The 16,291-nt window shown below is 43.0% G+C and carries 15 protein-coding genes; 13 read left to right on the top strand and 2 right to left on the bottom strand.

The features are described 5' to 3' along the window. Window positions 1–7 precede the first annotated feature (7 nt). From ABID29_RS03535 to ABID29_RS03500, 8 genes are all read left to right on the top strand, one after another. On the top strand, window positions 8–1,138 hold the full coding sequence (locus tag ABID29_RS03535) for a sodium ion-translocating decarboxylase subunit beta (RefSeq protein WP_354364451.1): 1,131 nt from the start codon (window positions 8–10) through the stop codon (window positions 1,136–1,138). 36 nt (window positions 1,139–1,174) lie between these two features. Beyond that, window positions 1,175–2,173: a [citrate (pro-3S)-lyase] ligase gene (gene citC, locus ABID29_RS03530; protein ID WP_354364450.1), complete on the top strand. Its 999-nt coding sequence runs from the start codon at window positions 1,175–1,177 to the stop codon at window positions 2,171–2,173. Further along, window positions 2,170–2,490, top strand: coding sequence for a citrate lyase acyl carrier protein (citD, locus tag ABID29_RS03525; protein WP_354364449.1), 321 nt, complete (start codon window positions 2,170–2,172; stop codon window positions 2,488–2,490). Before citC ends, citD begins: the two co-directional genes overlap by 4 nt. Next, on the top strand, window positions 2,478–3,371 hold the full coding sequence (citE, locus tag ABID29_RS03520) for a citrate (pro-3S)-lyase subunit beta (protein ID WP_354364448.1): 894 nt from the start codon (window positions 2,478–2,480) through the stop codon (window positions 3,369–3,371). The genes citD and citE overlap by 13 nt, the downstream gene beginning before the upstream one ends. A gap of 2 nt (window positions 3,372–3,373) precedes the next feature. Next, on the top strand, window positions 3,374–4,915 hold the full coding sequence (gene citF / locus ABID29_RS03515) for a citrate lyase subunit alpha (protein ID WP_354364446.1): 1,542 nt from the start codon (window positions 3,374–3,376) through the stop codon (window positions 4,913–4,915). A 21-nt stretch (window positions 4,916–4,936) separates the two neighbouring features. Further along, complete coding sequence (locus tag ABID29_RS03510; protein WP_354364444.1) at window positions 4,937–6,223, top strand: 2-hydroxycarboxylate transporter family protein; 1,287 nt, start codon at window positions 4,937–4,939, stop codon at window positions 6,221–6,223. A gap of 272 nt (window positions 6,224–6,495) precedes the next feature. Further along, the gene (gene citX / locus ABID29_RS03505) at window positions 6,496–7,044 is read left to right on the top strand and encodes a citrate lyase holo-[acyl-carrier protein] synthase (protein ID WP_354364442.1); all 549 of its coding nucleotides are present in this window, start codon (window positions 6,496–6,498) and stop codon (window positions 7,042–7,044) included. Window positions 7,045–7,138: 94 nt separating this feature from the next. After that, window positions 7,139–8,709, top strand: a protein-coding gene (locus tag ABID29_RS03500) for an IS3 family transposase (RefSeq protein ID WP_354364440.1) whose coding sequence is annotated in 2 segments (ribosomal slippage) — window positions 7,139–7,796 and window positions 7,796–8,709 — 1,572 coding nt in all. Because the reading frame shifts where the segments join, the coding sequence is not laid out codon by codon here. Between the two features lie 116 nt (window positions 8,710–8,825). On the opposite strand, the gene citG is transcribed toward ABID29_RS03500, so the two are convergent. Together citG and ABID29_RS03490 are read right to left on the bottom strand one after the other, a co-directional pair. Further along, window positions 8,826–9,692, bottom strand: coding sequence for a triphosphoribosyl-dephospho-CoA synthase CitG (citG, locus tag ABID29_RS03495; protein WP_354364438.1), 867 nt, complete (start codon window positions 9,690–9,692; stop codon window positions 8,826–8,828). Continuing rightward, a complete protein-coding gene (locus ABID29_RS03490) occupies window positions 9,685–10,380 on the bottom strand; it encodes a GntR family transcriptional regulator (protein ID WP_354364436.1) in 696 nt (231 codons plus the stop codon). Before ABID29_RS03490 ends, citG begins: the two co-directional genes overlap by 8 nt. A gap of 262 nt (window positions 10,381–10,642) precedes the next feature. On the opposite strand from ABID29_RS03490, the gene ABID29_RS03485 reads away from it, so the two are divergent. The 5 genes from ABID29_RS03485 to ABID29_RS03465 form a co-directional block, all read left to right on the top strand. Further along, window positions 10,643–10,906: a phosphocarrier protein HPr gene (locus tag ABID29_RS03485; protein WP_168549411.1), complete on the top strand. Its 264-nt coding sequence runs from the start codon at window positions 10,643–10,645 to the stop codon at window positions 10,904–10,906. A 2-nt stretch (window positions 10,907–10,908) separates the two neighbouring features. Beyond that, window positions 10,909–12,639 (top strand): phosphoenolpyruvate--protein phosphotransferase, encoded by a 1,731-nt coding sequence (ptsP, locus tag ABID29_RS03480; RefSeq protein ID WP_354364434.1) that lies wholly within the window; start codon window positions 10,909–10,911, stop codon window positions 12,637–12,639. A 361-nt stretch (window positions 12,640–13,000) separates the two neighbouring features. After that, window positions 13,001–14,281, top strand: coding sequence for an MFS transporter (locus ABID29_RS03475; RefSeq protein WP_354364433.1), 1,281 nt, complete (start codon window positions 13,001–13,003; stop codon window positions 14,279–14,281). Next, window positions 14,265–15,275, top strand: coding sequence for an ArsR/SmtB family transcription factor (locus ABID29_RS03470; protein WP_354364431.1), 1,011 nt, complete (start codon window positions 14,265–14,267; stop codon window positions 15,273–15,275). Before ABID29_RS03475 ends, ABID29_RS03470 begins: the two co-directional genes overlap by 17 nt. Window positions 15,276–15,752: 477 nt before the next feature. Next, window positions 15,753–16,291: transposase (locus ABID29_RS03465; protein WP_354364430.1), on the top strand; the 539-nt coding region annotated here is incomplete at its 3' end.

Genomic DNA, 16,291 nt, shown 5'->3' with positions numbered 1-16,291 from the left:
GAAGCAGATGATAAATGCTTTGATTGAGATGCTGACCTCTTCAGGCCTATTCGCACTTGATTTACAGACGATAATTGTGCTAGGGATTGCCTGTGTCTTCCTTTACTTGGCTATTGCCAAGGGCTATGAACCCTATCTTTTGATTCCAATTGCTTTTGGGATGCTTTTAGTCAACCTGCCTTTAGGTGGTTTGATGGAACCTCCAGTTGAAGGGGCAAACGGTGGACTGATTTATTACCTTTATCAGGGGGTGGATAAGGGGATTTACCCTCCTCTAATCTTTCTTTGTTTGGGAGCCACGACAGATTTTGGCCCCTTGATTTCAAATCCGAAGACCCTCTTGTTGGGGGGAGCTGCTCAAGTTGGAATCTTCGTTGCTCTTTTAGGTTCGATTATGTTAGGCATGACTGGACCAGAGGCTGCTTCAGTAGGTATTATTGGTGGAGCGGATGGACCTACGGCAATCTATACGTCCAGTCAATTAGCACCACATCTTCTTTCGACAATTGCTTTAGCGGCCTATTCTTACATGGCTTTGGTTCCCATCATCCAGCCTCCTATCATTAGGCTCTTGACAACTAAAGAGCAACGGAAGGTCAAAATGCAACAATTGCGACCAGTGTCAAAGAAAGAAAAAATCCTGTTCCCAATTGTTGTGACTATTTTTACGGTCTTGCTCTTGCCATCCTCAGCGCCCCTGATCGGGATGTTGATGTTAGGAAATTTGATTAAAGAATCTGGACAGGTTCCTAAAATTACAGAAACCTTGTCAAATTCTTTGATGTATATCATCACCGTTCTATTAGGAGTGAGTGTCGGTGCAAAGGCTAAAGCAGATGTCTTACTATCACCAGACACCCTTAAAATTATTATACTTGGACTGATTGCTTTTGCAGCAGGGACAGCAGCGGGAGTGCTTATGGGCCGACTGATGTATTATCTGACTAAAGGCAAAATTAATCCGATGATTGGAGCTGCAGGGGTCTCGGCAGTGCCGATGGCGGCGCGTGTGGTCCAAGGGGTAGGGGTTGAAGAGGATCCTTCTAATTTCCTACTCATGCACGCTATGGGGCCAAATGTCGCTGGGGTTATTGGATCTGCCGTAGCCGCAGGGGTTCTCTTGCAGTATTTCGGTTAATCAAACTCTGAAACAGAGTCATTTAAAGGAGAAACTATGCTTGTGGAACGCTTATGGATTAAGCAGCCTCGTGTGAAAACCGCCTGGTTAGATCTCTTAGACAAGGGAGGGATTCGTCCTGAAGCCAATCTCGAAGAAGTGTATGGCATCTATCAGGACGATTGCTTAATAGCGACGGGAGCGATCTTTGATAATGTGATCAAATGTGTTGCAGTCCATCCGGATTACACTGGTGGCGCAATGATTAGTGCTTTGTTGACGGAATTAGAGGTTCAGGTTTTTGAGAAATATGACCGTTGCTATCTTTATACCAAGCCAGAAGCTAGTCTTTCTTTTCAACACCTAGGCTTTAAGGAATTGGTCAGGGTAGAGGACAAACTGGTGTTTATGGAAAAAGCCGTCAGAGGTTTGCCAGTTTACCTGAATGAGCTTAAAAGCAAGTACCAACCAGGAAAAAAACAAGGTGCTATTGTAATGAACGCCAATCCCTTTACCAAGGGGCACCTCTATCTTGTAGAAGAAGCTGCTAAGGTTGTGGATGCGCTGTATCTTTTTGTGGTCTCGCAGGATCGTTCCTACGTTCCCTTTAAAGATCGCTTTAGACTCGTTGAAGATGGTGTAGCTCATTTGTCCAATGTTGTCGTAGTCGAAACAGGCCCCTATATGGTGTCAACAGCTACCTTTCCCTCCTACTTTTTACCGGAGGAAGAAAGCGTTGCAAGAGTACAGGCCAATCTAGATGCCCAACTCTTCAAAACCCATATTATTCCAGCCTTGGGTATCACGCATCGTTTTTTAGGGACAGAACCAAAATCTCAGACAACGGCTATCTATAATCAAGAGTTGACCAGAGAGTTAGCGGATTGTTTAACTTTAGTCATAAAAGAAAGACTAGAGGTTGAAGGTCAAGTCATTAGTGCTTCCTTAGTCCGCCAGCTTTGGCAAGAGAAAAAATTAGAGGAAATTAAACCTTTAGTTCCTCTAACAACTTATCAGTACATAAAAGAACGAATAGAAAGGAAACAAAACTCATGAGTCGTTTTGAAATCAAGCAACAAGGGGTTGCCGGGACCTTAGAGTCGTCAGATGTGCAAATCCTAATCGATCAAAATCCTGACCAGGGAATTGAGCTTGAACTGACTAGCTCGGTCGAAAAACAATTTGGAAAACAAATTCGAAAAGTTATTGGTGAAACCTTAGAAAATTTAGGGGTTTCTCAGGCTAAATTGGTGGTTAAAGATCAAGGAGCCTTGGATTGCACCATTAAAGCACGATTGATTGCTGCTGTTCACCGGGCAAGCGGTCAAACAGGATCTATTGATTGGGAGGAAATTGAAAAATGGAACGTTTAAGAAGAACCATGATGTTTGTCCCTGCCAGCAATGCAGCCATGTTAAGGGACGCCAATCTATACGGGGCAGATTCTATCATGTTTGATTTGGAAGATTCTGTTTCCTTAAAAGAAAAAGATAGTGCCCGCTTTCTCCTTTATCAAGCCATTAAGACCTTCGATTTTGGAGAGACAGAGACGATAGTTCGGATCAATGACCTAGAAGCTGGTGGTCGCGATGATATCGCTGCTATGGTTCGAGCAGGGATCGATTGTATCCGCCTGCCCAAAACAGAAACAGCTCAGGATGTTATTGATGTCGCTGAAGTGATTACTGAGGTTGAAGAACAAATTGGTCGCGAAGTGGGATCAACTAAGATGTTCTGTGCAATCGAAGGACCGATTGGAGTCTTTAATGCTCTAGCGATTGCAACAGCCAGTGAGCGGGTTGTAGGGATCGCACTTGGGGCAGAGGATTATGTCACAGCTATGAAGACCAAGCGTTATCCAGAAAAAAATGGGGAAGAACTCTTTTTTGCTAGATCTATGATTGTCCATGCAGCGCGAGTAGCAGGTATTGCAGCTGTGGATACAGTCTTCTCAGATGTAAATGACATGGATAACTTTAGGCGTGAAGTGGAGCGTATCAAACAACTAGGTTTTGATGGCAAGTCAGTCATCAATCCAAGGCAAATTCCTGTAGTTAATGATGTTTTTGCACCAACCGAGAAAGAGATTGACCATGCTCAAAAAGTGATGGCGGCAATTGCAGAAGCAGAAGCCAAAGGTTCAGGGGTTATTTCACTCAATGGCAAGATGATCGACAAACCGATTGTAGAACGTGCCGAACGTGTCTTAGCCTTGGCACGAGCAGCGGGAATTTTAGAAGAAGGAGGAGAATAGAGATGGTCTTAAATACATTAGGACGTGATATTCCAGCAGAATATGCGGATCAGTATGGTGTCTTTTCGGGTGAACTGGCTAACATAAAAGACTATGAAGAATCCAGCCGTCGCATAAAACCAGTCAAGCCTCGTGATGAAAAATTGCTCTCCTCCATTCGGGAAGCGATTGAAAAAACGGGACTTAAAGACGGCATGACAATTTCCTTCCACCATCATTTCCGAGAAGGTGACTATGTCATGAACATGGTCTTAGACGAAATTGCCAAGATGGGCATTAAAAATCTGTCTATAGCACCGAGCTCAATCGCCAATGTCCACGCGCCATTGATTGACCATATCAAGAGTGGTGTAGTAACCAATATCACCTCAAGTGGTCTGCGTGACAAGGTCGGAGCAGCTATTTCAAGTGGTATTATGGAAAATCCTGTGGTCATTCGTTCACACGGTGGACGCGCAAGAGCGATTACGAGTGGAGATATCCATATTGATGTGGCCTTCTTGGGAGCACCAAGTTCAGATGCTTATGGTAATGCTAATGGCACCAAGGGCAAAGCGACCTGTGGTTCTCTGGGGTACGCGATGGTGGATGCCAAGTATGCGGATCAGGTGGTCATCATCACAGATACCTTGGTCCCTTATCCCAACACCCCAATAAGCATTCCTCAAACAGACGTGGACTACGTTGTCCTGGTAGATGCGATTGGTGATCCAGCTGGTATTGCCAAAGGGGCTACACGCTTTACAAAAAATCCTAAGGAACTCCTGATTGCTGAGTATGCTGCTAAGGTTATTACCAACTCTCCTTACTACAAGGAAGGGTTCTCCTTCCAAACAGGAACGGGAGGAGCGTCCCTAGCTGTGACACGGTTTATACGGGAAGCGATGATTAAAGACGGGATAAAGGCAAGCTTCGCACTTGGCGGCATTACCAATGCGATGGTTGAGCTTTTGGAAGAAGGTCTTGTTGAGAAGATTATTGATGTTCAAGACTTTGATCATCCATCGGCCCTTTCGCTAGACCGTAATGCAGGTAAGCATTATGAAATTGATGCCAACATGTACGCTTCTCCGCTCAGCAAGGGTTCAGCGATCAATCAACTAGACACCTGCATCTTATCTGCTTTAGAAGTCGATACAGACTTTAACGTCAATGTTATGACAGGATCAGATGGCCTCATTCGTGGCGCTTCTGGAGGTCACTGTGATACAGCCTTTGCAGCCAAGATGAGTCTAGTTATCTCTCCACTTGTTCGTGGTCGAATCCCTACCTTTGTTGAAAAGGTTAACACAGTCATTACACCAGGAACCAGTGTAGATATTATTGTAACTGAAATTGGAATTGCTATTAATCCTAATCGTCCTGATTTGGTAGAGCATTTCAAGGACCTTAAAGTTCCTCAATTCACAATTAAAGAATTACAGGAAAAAGCTTATGCCATCGTAGGTACCCCTGAACCGATTGAATATGGGGACAAGGTGGTTGCTCTCATTGAGTACCGAGATGGTACCCTTATTGATACCGTTAAAAATAGTTTAAATTAATGTAAAGGGGAGGAATATTTCATGAAAAACGTGAAATTTCTAGGTTTGCCACCAGTTCTGGTGGTTGGGTTAATCGCTATCTGTGTAACTGCGATGTACACAGGAGCCTTGTCACATGATTTAGCAGGTGCTTTTGCTATCATGCTATCTATTGGGGTTGTCTTCAATGAAATCGGTAAACGGATTCCATTCTGGAATACTTATATCGGTGGCGGTCTGGTTCTTGCCTTTCTCGGAAGTTCAGCCTTGGTCTATTTCAACACAATTCCACAAGAATATGTTGATACCATGAAATGGGCAACGGAAGATGCTAATTTCTTGACACTTTTCATCGTTATGCTGATTACGGGATCTATCCTAGGTTTGGAACGCAAGCTATTGCTTCGTTCTATGGCTGGTTACATTCCAGCTATCTTAGGTGGTGTTGCAGGTGCTGCTTTACTGGGGATTATTACAGGACTTTTGTTTGGAATTAACCCAGCTGATGTTGTCATCAAGTACGTCCTTCCTATCATGGGTGGTGGTAACGGTGCAGGTGCGGTGCCTCTCAGTCAAATTTATGAAAAAACAACTGGTCAACCGGCTGCAACCTACTACAGTTTTGCTATTACCATTTTGACTATCGCGAACATTTTTGCGATTATTACAGCAGGTGTCCTTAATGGTATTGGTAAAAAAGTAACCAGTTTGACAGGTGATGGTAAGACCTTGATGAGAAAGAGTGATGAGATTGAGGTTAAAAAAGAAGACATCAAACTTTCAATGATTGATTACGGGGGAGCCTTCTTATTGGCCTTGACTTTCTATGCCTTAGGCCGTCTCTTTAGCGAAACCTTCTTGCCATCTATTTTCGGTGTTTCTATTCATACCTTTGCTTACATGATTATCTTTGTTGTTATTGCCAATGCAACTGGTTTGGTTCCAGCCTATGTACGCAAAGCCGCAACTGTTCTACAGAGCTTTTTCACTAAAAATATGATTTTAATCATTATGGTCGGAGTTGGTGTTGACACGGACCTTGGAGAATTAGCTGCAGCAATTACCTTCTCAAACGTCGTGATGGCTTTCATGATTGTTATCGGTGCCATCCTAGGTTCAGCTGTGATTGGTTACTTGGTTGGTTTCTACCCAATTGATTCTGCTGTAACAGCCGGTCTTTGTATGGCCAACCGTGGTGGTTCTGGTGACTTGGCAGTGCTTGGTGCCGCAGAGCGTATGGACTTGATTTCTTACGCCCAGTTATCTTCTCGTCTGGGTGGTGGCTTGGTGCTTGTCATCGGAAGTATCATTTTTGGGATGTTCTTATAATAGGCTATAACTATAAGAGGAGTGAGGGAAAATTAGTTTCTGGAAACGTCTGATTTTTCCTCACTATTTTCCTTTTTTGAATTCCATTTGAAGGCGTTTGAAGTCAGTTTGTTTGGTATGGATGGTTGCCTTTCTAGATCATCTTAAAGGTTTCCTACTCCAAACACTTGACACTTAACCCCACTACGCCTTATAAATAAAGCTATAAAAAATAGAGGAAGCTGATCACTTTCAATCGCTTCCTGTTATGTTTTATAAATTGGAGGAAGAGTATGTTTTCGACTGGCTCCCAAGTATCTTTGCAGGATGTTCTGCAAGCAAGAGATGAGCGGGTTTCCCGACAAAAAGATTTACTGGCTGTTTATCCGAAATCAACCCTGATTAATTTTAAGTGCAATATCCCAGGTCCAATTAAAAGCAATCATTATATCAAGGCTTTATTTGAACATGGTCTAGTCCAGATTCAAGAAGAGTTGGAAAGGAAGTCTATTGCCATCCGTCATCAAGAACTTGTAGATCCGATGACAGGCCCGGAGGCTTATCTGCTTGTAGAAAAACCCTTGAGACAAATCAAGGAGATGATGATAGTGATAGAAGAGGGATCGGACTTGGCTAGGCTCTACGATATTGATGTCTTATCACTTGGAGAAAGTCAGGATGAAGTGCTTAGTCTTTCAAGGCAAGATTTAGGACTTTTACCGAGACTCTGCTTTGTCTGCGATGACACAGCCAAAAATTGTGGCAGAAGCCGCAGACACTCTTTGGAAGAAATGTATGCAACAATCGAAGAGCTTGTTCAGAGTTTGACAGAGAAAATGTGATAAAGAAAAACCAAGTCATATATTGATATACTCCCCTTATAGTGGACAGTGAAATAACAAAAACATTTCACTAGAAACTATGAGGGGGTTTCGTATGTCCAAAAGAAGTCCAAAAAGTGTAGAAGAAAAATTAGAGGTTGTCTTAAGGTATCAAAGAGCAGGGAAATCTGCAGACCAGTTAGCCAGAGAATATGGTACCTCAGAATATTCTGTTAGAGATTGGATAAGGAAATACCAAACCAATGGCATTGAAGGTCTTGTGGAGAGTCAGACTTGGAAGAAGTACCCATCAGAGTTAAAGAAATCTGCTGTGGAAGACTATCTTGATGGCAAGGGAAGTACACATACCATCTGTCAAAAATATGGGATTTCTTCTACCTATGTTCTCAGGAGCTGGATAAAGAGGTATACTAGTGGTAAGGAACTAACAGCTACTAGTAAAGGAGGCACTCGTATGAGACAGGGGCGTAAGACAAGTTTTGAAGAGCGTGTTGAGATTGTCAATTTTACCATTGCTCATGAGAAGGATTATCAGGCAGCTATGGAAAAGTATGGCGTTTCCTACCAGCAGGTCTATTCTTGGGTTAAGAAGTTTGAAAAGCAAGGTAGTCAAGGTTTAGTAGACCGCCGTGGTAAGGGTCTTGAGAGTAAACCAAACCTAACTACTGAGGAAGAACTACAACTGAAGATAAAACAACAGGAGGAGAAAATTCGTTACTTAGAAGCGGAGGTTGGTCTGCTAAAAAAGTTGGAAGAAATCAAACGTCGAAACCGGAGGTAAGACTAGGTCGTCACTTAGAGAAATTTCAAGTCCTTAAGGATTATTATGACGAGGAAAAAGAGCTATCTATCAGTGCTCTTTGCCAGATTTTGAAGGTATCTCGGTCAGGCTATTACAAGTGGCTGAACCATAAGGAAACAACGTCAGAGAAGCTTAATAGGGAGCTCATGAGTCACATTAAAGACCTTCATCATGAGCATCATGGCATCTTTGGCTATCGTCGGATGACGCTTAACGTCAATCGTCTGCTAGGGACTAACTACAACAAGAAACGCATTCGTCGTCTTATGCAAATCTTAGGACATCAATCTGTCATTCGCCGATCAAGAGGTTACTGTACAAAGACCAGTTACCAGAATATCGAAGACAACCTCCTTAATCGCAATTTTACTGCCACTGCTCCTAATCAGAAATGGTGTACAGATGTCACTTTTATGACCTACGGATTAGGCAGTAAGGCCTACTTAAGTGCTATTAAGGATCTCTATGATGGCTCAATCGTAGCCTATCATATCAGCCAACATAATGACAATCCGCTTGTTATGACAACACTAGCTAAAGCTATGGAAGCCAATCCTGGTGCCAGACCTCTTCTTCATAGTGACCGAGGCTCTCAATATACTTCTAGAGAGTACCGTATGGTTACCACACAATATCAGATAACACGTTCTATGTCCCGTGTTGGCAAGTGTATTGATAATGCTCCGATAGAAAGCTTCTTCGGTCACTTTAAGACCGAGTGCTACGATTTTAAAACTTACAAGACTTTTGAAGAATTGGTCACAGATATTGATGCCTATATCTATTTTTACAATAATCAACGATTCCAAGAGAAGTACAACGGCCTCGCTCCTCTTGAAATGAGGAACAAGGCCGTTGCTTAATCTTTTATTATTTCGTTGTCCACTTGACAGGGAGCAGTTCATATCAGAGGCTTGGTTTTCTGATTTTTAAGTGCTAGTGTATTAGCCTCCATCGATGTTTAGCGAGCTTCCAATATCTAAGTAATCAGTCCCTCCAACTGCATAAAATAATAGGTCAAAGCGATAAGGTCTGCCGTTCCACCTGGACTGAGGTGCTTTGACCTTAAGATTGCATCATACTCAGTCAACCATTGGTATAAGTCCTGAGGAGAAAGATTATTTTTTAGGGCCTCTTGGCAATCTTCTTTAACAGCTCTCCAGCCCTCTATACCGCCACGGTGAATGAGATTGCCATCTTCAATTTGGGACATCGAAAGAAGGAGAGCACGATGAAAAGCTTCTTCTGAGGAGTATTGCTTCAAGTCTTTTCTCAAGGCAGGAAGGAGTAAATTCTTTAAGCTAGGGTAGCCAGTGGCGGCTTCCCCCCTAATGCCTCTGAATCCATGTTCGAGGTAGAGCCTTTCTCCATAGGAAGGATTATCAGCGGAAATCGTGTTAAAGTCCCGTTCCATAGCCCGGAAAGATATCTGAGAAACCATTTCTAAAATCTGTTCACTCTGACTAGCGGTTAAGGGGAATGATAGCGAGGTTTGTCTGAGGAAGGCACCCGTTGCTCCCAAGATAAGAGCAAAGGAAAAATTAGCACCTTTATGGGTATTGATGCCTTGCGTTGCCTGAAACATGGCTTTCTCAGCTTCTATTCCTAAACGTCTTAGGGGGTCAAATAAGGCTTCGGGCTCACCTTTATGGGAAAAACCAGCTTCCAGATATAACTGAAAATAAGGCTTTAAGCTAGTCGTGCTAGCCATAAAGAGGTCAAAATCCATGTCATGGTGAGATCCATTATTTAAGTGGTCGACCAGTCCGGGCTTAGGACTGAGGCTTACCTCATAAATCAGAGCATTTGTGGCGAAACGTGCTATAGATGATAAGTTCTCAACCAATTTGACGTTTCTCCATTTCTTGAAGAATAAATCGAAGGGAATGATCCAAGTGGATGCTGGTGATGTCTTTGATAGTTTTTTCATCCTTTTGCATCATTGCGCTGTAGAGTTGCCAATGTTCTTCTAAAGCAATATGCCGGCGATCAGCAGACCGTATAGAGACATCACGAAAATGAAGCAGGTATTCTCTTAAGGATTCTGCTATCGATTGTAACCGTGGCATCTGACTCTTGTGATAGATAAAGTGATTAAAGTCAGTGAAGTTTTGTAGCAAGAGGTCGACTTGATCCGTGCGATCGAGATAATCTCCGTATTCCAGAAGTTCCTTCAGTTCAAAAAAATCTTGCGGTGTCATCAGCTGAGCTGCTCGAGAGGTTGCCAGCGTATCAAGGGCTTTACGGATATCAAAAATTTCATAGGCATCGGCGAGACTAATTCCTTTGACAACTGTACCAATCTTAGGAATATGCTCTACCAGCCCCTCTTTTGTCAACTCTTGGAGGGCATAACGAATCGGAGTTCGACTAATATTGAGTAGTTCGGCGTATTCCTTTTCATTGATGCGTTCCCCAGCTGGAATTTCTCTCAGAAGAATCGTTTTTTTGAAGGCGTCGTAAAGGCATTCTTTCAAGGTTTTTCGTGAACTTTGTTGGAAGTTATTCTTGACAATTTCGATGTATGGATTCATAAATAAGCCCTTTAAAAAGATAAGTAAAGTAAGATATATGTTTACGACTATTATACCTAAATTCTTTGATAATAAAAAGTATCTTCCGGCGAAAGTTAGCGTTTAGAACACTGAAAGTTTTAAGGCTCCCTCCGCCAAAATAATTTTCTGAAAACCTATGGTTAAACATTTGAAAAAAACTTAAAAACATGGTATAATTGGAAATTGTAAGGGTTATCAGAATTGATAATTCAAAAAATGTAAACACAAAAGGAGAAACCAAATGGCTTCAAAAGACTTCCACGTAGTGGCAGAAACAGGTATTCACGCGCGTCCAGCAACTTTGTTGGTACAAACGGCTAGCAAATTCTCATCAGATATCACCCTTGAGTACAAAGGCAAATCTGTCAACTTGAAATCTATCATGGGCGTTATGAGTCTTGGTGTTGGCCAAGGTGCTGACGTGACAATCTCTGCTGAAGGTGCAGATGCTGATGAAGCACTTGCAGCCATCACAGAAACAATGGAAAAAGAAGGATTGGCATAAGAATGACAGAATTGCTTAAAGGAATTGCAGCATCTGATGGTGTTGCCGTTGCTAAAGCATATCTACTTGTTCAACCGGATTTGTCCTTTGAAACTGTAACAGTTGAAGATACAAATGCAGAAGAAGCTCGTTTAGATGTAGCTCTTGAAGCTTCACAAAACGAGCTTTCTCTTATCCGTGAAAAAGCAGTAGATAGCTTAGGTGAAGAGGCGGCAGCCGTTTTTGATGCCCATCTCATGGTTCTCTCTGACCCAGAAATGATCGGTCAAATTAAAGAAACGATCCGTGCTAAGAAAACCAATGCTGAAACAGGTCTCAAGGAAGTGACAGACATGTTCATTACCTTATTTGAAGGGATGGATGATAACCCCTACATGCAAGAACGTGCAGCGGATATCCGCGACGTGGCTAAGCGTGTCTTGGCAAACCTTCTTGGCGTTACCTTGCCAAACCCAGCAGCCATTTCAGAAGAGTCTATCATCATCGCACACGACTTGACCCCGTCTGATACCGCTCAGTTGGATAAGAACTTTGTTAAGGCCTTCGTGACCAATATCGGTGGTCGGACGTCTCACTCTGCCATCATGGCACGTACCCTTGAGATTGCAGCGGTTCTTGGCACTAATAACATTACTGAACTCGTAAAAAATGGAGATGTCTTGGCGGTCAACGGGATTACAGGTGAGGTAGTGATTAACCCATCTGATGATGTGATTGCTGAATTCAAGGCGGCTGGTGAAGCCTACGCTGCTCAAAAAGCGGAGTGGGCCCTCTTGAAAGATGCTCAAACCGTAACAGCGGATGGCAAACACTTTGAGCTTGCAGCCAACATCGGTACGCCAAAAGACGTTGAAGGGGTAAATGAGAACGGTGCTGAGGCGGTTGGTCTCTATCGTACTGAGTTTCTTTATATGGATTCTCAAGACTTCCCAACGGAAGATGAACAGTACGAAGCGTATAAGGCAGTGCTTGAAGGCATGAACGGCAAGCCAGTTGTGGTTCGGACCATGGACATCGGTGGTGACAAGGAGTTGCCATACTTTGACATGCCACATGAAATGAACCCATTCCTTGGTTTCCGTGCCCTTCGTATCTCTATCTCTGAAACAGGCGATACCATGTTCCGTACGCAAATCCGTGCGCTTCTTCGGGCGTCTGTACACGGACAACTTCGTATCATGTTCCCGATGGTGGCTCTCTTGACCGAGTTCCGTGCGGCTAAGAAAGTCTTTGACGAAGAGAAGGCTAAGTTGATTGCAGAAGGCGTTGCAGTAGCAGATGATATCCAAGTGGGTATCATGATTGAAATCCCTGCGGCAGCTATGTTGGCTGATCAGTTTGCTAAGGAAGTGGACTTCTTCTCCATCGGTACCAACGACTTGATCCAGTATACCATGGCGGCTGACCGCATGAACGAGCAGGTGTCTTACCTCTATCAACCTTACAACCCCTCTATCTTGCGCTTGATTAACAATGTGATCAAAGCGGCTCACGCCGAAGGCAAATGGGCTGGTATGTGTGGTGAGATGGCGGGTGACCAACAAGCTGTGCCACTTCTTGTCGGTATGGGCTTGGATGAGTTCTCTATGTCAGCAACCTCAGTCCTTCGTACCCGTAGCTTGATGAAAACTCTTGATACCAAGAAGATGGAAGAATACGCTCACCGTGCTCTGACAGAATGTTCAACAGCTGAAGAAGTCCTTGAACTCCAAAAAGAATACGTGACTTTTTAATCCGTAGAAATTGATAAAAAACTAGACGTGTGTCTAGTTTTTTTGTGCTCGATTGAGAGTTACCTTCTGTTCAAAATCTTTTAATGTGTCACGGATGGATTATGTTCTGGTGATGTGGTCAATCTGTACTTTAAAGTAAAGTTCCAATCTTCTTTCAAAGTGTTTAGAACTGATGATGGCAGATTAAACGACTGTATCAATGGACGATAGATTGGTAAGTAGTTCGTATACTCAGTTTTTCCGTATCGACATTTCGGGAAACAAACATTTATCAAAAAGTAAATATTTGTTTATTTTTCGTTGACAGATCCTCCTCTTTTTGTATAATAAATATAAACAAATATTTAAAAAAGAGGTTTATATGAGAAAAATAATAAGTAATCGATTATATATGACGGTGTTTTCGGTGGATATGTTGTCTAACTTTGGGGATACAGTTTATTATCTGGCACTAATGGACTATGTTTTAAGGCTGAAAGAAACGCAGTTGGCCTTGTCTCTAGTGACCTTGTCTGAAACGATTCCGATTTTTACTCTCCTGTTTGCAGGTGTATGGGCGGATAAAACAAAAAATAAAGTCGATACCATTATTGCCACTCAGTGGATACGGGCTCTTCTGTATCTGGTTGTTGGTTTGGTGATGGGTTTTCAACCTAGCTTATGGATTGTTATAGTGGCTAGCCTTATCAACACTATCTCCGATATCGCAGGGCAGTACGAAGGCATGTTATATATTCCTCTCAGTTTGAGAATTGTGCCAGACGAAGACCGGCAGGCCATGTTTGGTTTTAGTCGAAGTGTCAATGCCGCCCTGTCAGTAGTTTTTCGATCGAGCGGAGCCTTGCTGATTGGCTTTCTCTCCTACCAAAATTTGGCTCTATTTAATGCCGGGACTTTCTTGGTCTGTAGCTTGGTGATGCTGAGCTTGAAAATGACCTTCCTCAAATTGCTAGAGGAACAACCGCTTGAGGCGCCGACGCCTAGACAAGGAATTTTGAAAGACACAAAAGAGAGTCTTGCCTTAGCCTACCAAGCTTTGGCAAAATACCCGTTTCTAAAGTTAGTTGTCCAGCTTTTAGCACTTGGGAATGGTCTAGGGACTGCGACGACCAGTTTGTCAGTCTTAATGTTGAAGGAGAATCCTGCTAGCATTATGATCAGTCCTGCTATGACGCTTTCTATAATTGTGATTTTTAAATTACTGGGGAATATTCTAGGATCTCTCTTAACCGGTCCGATTTCTAAGAAAATCAGCATGATCAATCTTTTAAGGATCAGTCTATTTTCAACCCTTTTGCTCTACCTGTCCTATTTTATAGTCAATGTCTATGGGGTGGTGCTCTTCTCGTTTTTAGGGGCAGTTGCTGCTGGAGCATTTCAGCCCAAAATGTCAGCCTTGTTTTACCGCTTGATTCCAGAAAATCACTTGGCCACAGTTGGGGCAGGAGTAGACACGCTTTGCTATTTGGGAATGGTGGCCAGTCAGGTCCTGGTTGCAGGTGTGTTACTGATTCGGGGAACGTCAGAAATTTCGCTCCTTTATGCTTTGCTTTCAGTCCTTGTTTTAGCGTATACTAGTAGAAAGAAGGTCGATTTACCCGATAGATCGGAAGAGGAGAAGGGACATGAGATTAATCTATGAACCATATAGGAGTGAAATTGTTGAACAGTTGTTTCTATCGGCCTTTGTCGAAAAGCCCGATCGTGACAGCTTTCAAGGCGTGAAGAACGACTCTCTGTTAAGGGAATCGTTCAGGGTCTTGGAGCAATTGTCTGAGTTGTTTTTACCCTATCGTTCGTCAATAGCAGAGCTCTATTTGGAGGCCAACGGAGTGACCCTGTTGCAAGTTTGTTACTTTTATTTGCGTGAGCAAGGTCAGGATCCAAAGACAATCCAAGAAACGCATCAGCTGATAGCTAGTCTTGAGCAGGAAGCGATTGTCATTTGCCTGAAGCGATTGTTGGAAACTGCTGAAAATCCTTGGAAAGAAGGCTTGGATTTCTGGGAGTTTGTCGAGGGTTCTCTCTTGCCGCCGGCCGCTAAGTGGCAGTTTATGCGGTTTTACCAGCATCCAAAAGAGCAAATGACCAAGCTCCTAAAGCTTTCAGAAGAATTGATCGCTCTCTATCAGCCCTTTTTGATTAATTCCCGATCAGAAAGACGAGTGGCCAGTCATCGGTTTTCTCCGTTTTACAAGATGGATTTGTTCGAAGCAGTTGTCGGTGAACGAGATGTTGAACTTATCCTTCTAAGTTCCTGGCTAATGCGGTCTTATCTGATCTCCTTTGGTGAGCAGACTTATAGCCTCTACGAGTCTTGTCATAGCGAGTCTCTGCTAGCCAATTCTCAAGAGATGGACGACGATACCTTGGTAGGCATTCTGAAGGTTCTCAGTGATCTGAGTCGCTATCAAGTTCTGATTGAAATGACGAAAAAAGGGGCAAAAACCAAAGAAATTGCAAAGCGCTTGAACATTTCGGGACCAGCCGTTTCCTTTCATACTCAAAAGCTACAAACAGCCCAGCTTTTGTTGGATAATGTCACAGATAAAGGGATCAAATACGATCTCAACAAGGATTTGTTAGAGGAATTTATTGCAAAACTGGTCGAAGATTTTGGGTTGGACCTGCCTTAATGGAATGAATTAGATGAGATCATGGTCTTGTCAAGGCCTGGTAGCTGGCAATAAGTTATCAGATCTTGCCATGTTAACTAGGAAAAAGGTGAAGGCTATGAGACTCCACGCCAAACGCATGAAGAAAAATTAGATTTCAGAAAACGATTTTTCGGAAAAGTAGCGCTCTTTTTAGATAAAAATTGTGGTATCATTTCTGTGAGATGAGCAGAATAGTACTGACTATCGGAATATTTTCAAGAAAATTTCTAAAAAAGCATGTGACTAGAAAATGGTTACATGCATTTTCTTCATGCGTACGCGTGATGAGACCTCCTGAATCATTCCCCTTGTTTCCCAGCCCAGTCCCCGTGCCTATTTTGAAGGCCTCAAAAAGAAAAATCGCCACGAAAAGTAGCGATTTTTCCATTTGTGAGCCTCAATCCAACGTCAAAGCGTTATAATAGTAGTGCATAAATCTATTAACGAGGTCTCACTATGAAAATTATAACACAATTAAACCTGTTTGAGGACCAAGAACTTGGGGATTTGGAAAAAATTTTGGCGGTGCTTGATGGTCTTCCAGAAACAGACCTTCTGGAACGTTTAGAAGCTAAACGCAAACACGGGCGTAAAGATTATTCTGTTCAATCCTTCTTCATTGCCTCTATTGCCCAAATCGTTCTCCAGCTCAAGACAGACGCCCAATTCATTCGTCACCTCAATATGAACAGCCAATTACGTCAAATCTGTGGCTTTGAAACCCACGGGGTTAAACTGAAAAACAGCACTGTAAAGCTGGTTCATGCCCCATCAAGCTCTGCTTTCTCACGTTTCAAGCAACAGTTGGAACAAGAGGTGGGGGAGATTGAGGCTTGGGCACAAGAGGCGATTGAAGAACTCTATCAGTTCTTACCAGATTTTGGCAAGCAGTTGGCTCTAGATGGCAAAATTATCGAAACCTATGCCAGTCCCCATGGGCAGAAGAAGCGCAAGGACAAGCGGGCTGATGTGGAGGCGGACTTTACCATCAAGGA

The organism is Streptococcus rupicaprae (genome assembly GCF_040545225.1).
Lineage (GTDB): Bacteria > Bacillota > Bacilli > Lactobacillales > Streptococcaceae > Streptococcus > Streptococcus rupicaprae.
This window is presented reverse-complemented; position numbering and strand designations above follow the sequence as displayed.

Coding starts and splice junctions, on each gene's coding strand:
- ptsP (WP_354364434.1), top strand. CDS start 10,909: ATGACAGAATTGCTTAAAGGAATTGCAGCATCTGATGGTGTTGCCGTT.
- citF (WP_354364446.1), top strand. CDS start 3,374: ATGGTCTTAAATACATTAGGACGTGATATTCCAGCAGAATATGCGGAT.
- citC (WP_354364450.1), top strand. CDS start 1,175: ATGCTTGTGGAACGCTTATGGATTAAGCAGCCTCGTGTGAAAACCGCC.
- ABID29_RS03535 (WP_354364451.1), top strand. CDS start 8: ATGATAAATGCTTTGATTGAGATGCTGACCTCTTCAGGCCTATTCGCA.
- citX (WP_354364442.1), top strand. CDS start 6,496: ATGTTTTCGACTGGCTCCCAAGTATCTTTGCAGGATGTTCTGCAAGCA.
- ABID29_RS03510 (WP_354364444.1), top strand. CDS start 4,937: ATGAAAAACGTGAAATTTCTAGGTTTGCCACCAGTTCTGGTGGTTGGG.
- citE (WP_354364448.1), top strand. CDS start 2,478: ATGGAACGTTTAAGAAGAACCATGATGTTTGTCCCTGCCAGCAATGCA.
- ABID29_RS03485 (WP_168549411.1), top strand. CDS start 10,643: ATGGCTTCAAAAGACTTCCACGTAGTGGCAGAAACAGGTATTCACGCG.
- ABID29_RS03490 (WP_354364436.1), bottom strand. CDS start 10,380: ATGAATCCATACATCGAAATTGTCAAGAATAACTTCCAACAAAGTTCA.
- ABID29_RS03470 (WP_354364431.1), top strand. CDS start 14,265: ATGAGATTAATCTATGAACCATATAGGAGTGAAATTGTTGAACAGTTG.
- ABID29_RS03475 (WP_354364433.1), top strand. CDS start 13,001: ATGAGAAAAATAATAAGTAATCGATTATATATGACGGTGTTTTCGGTG.
- citD (WP_354364449.1), top strand. CDS start 2,170: ATGAGTCGTTTTGAAATCAAGCAACAAGGGGTTGCCGGGACCTTAGAG.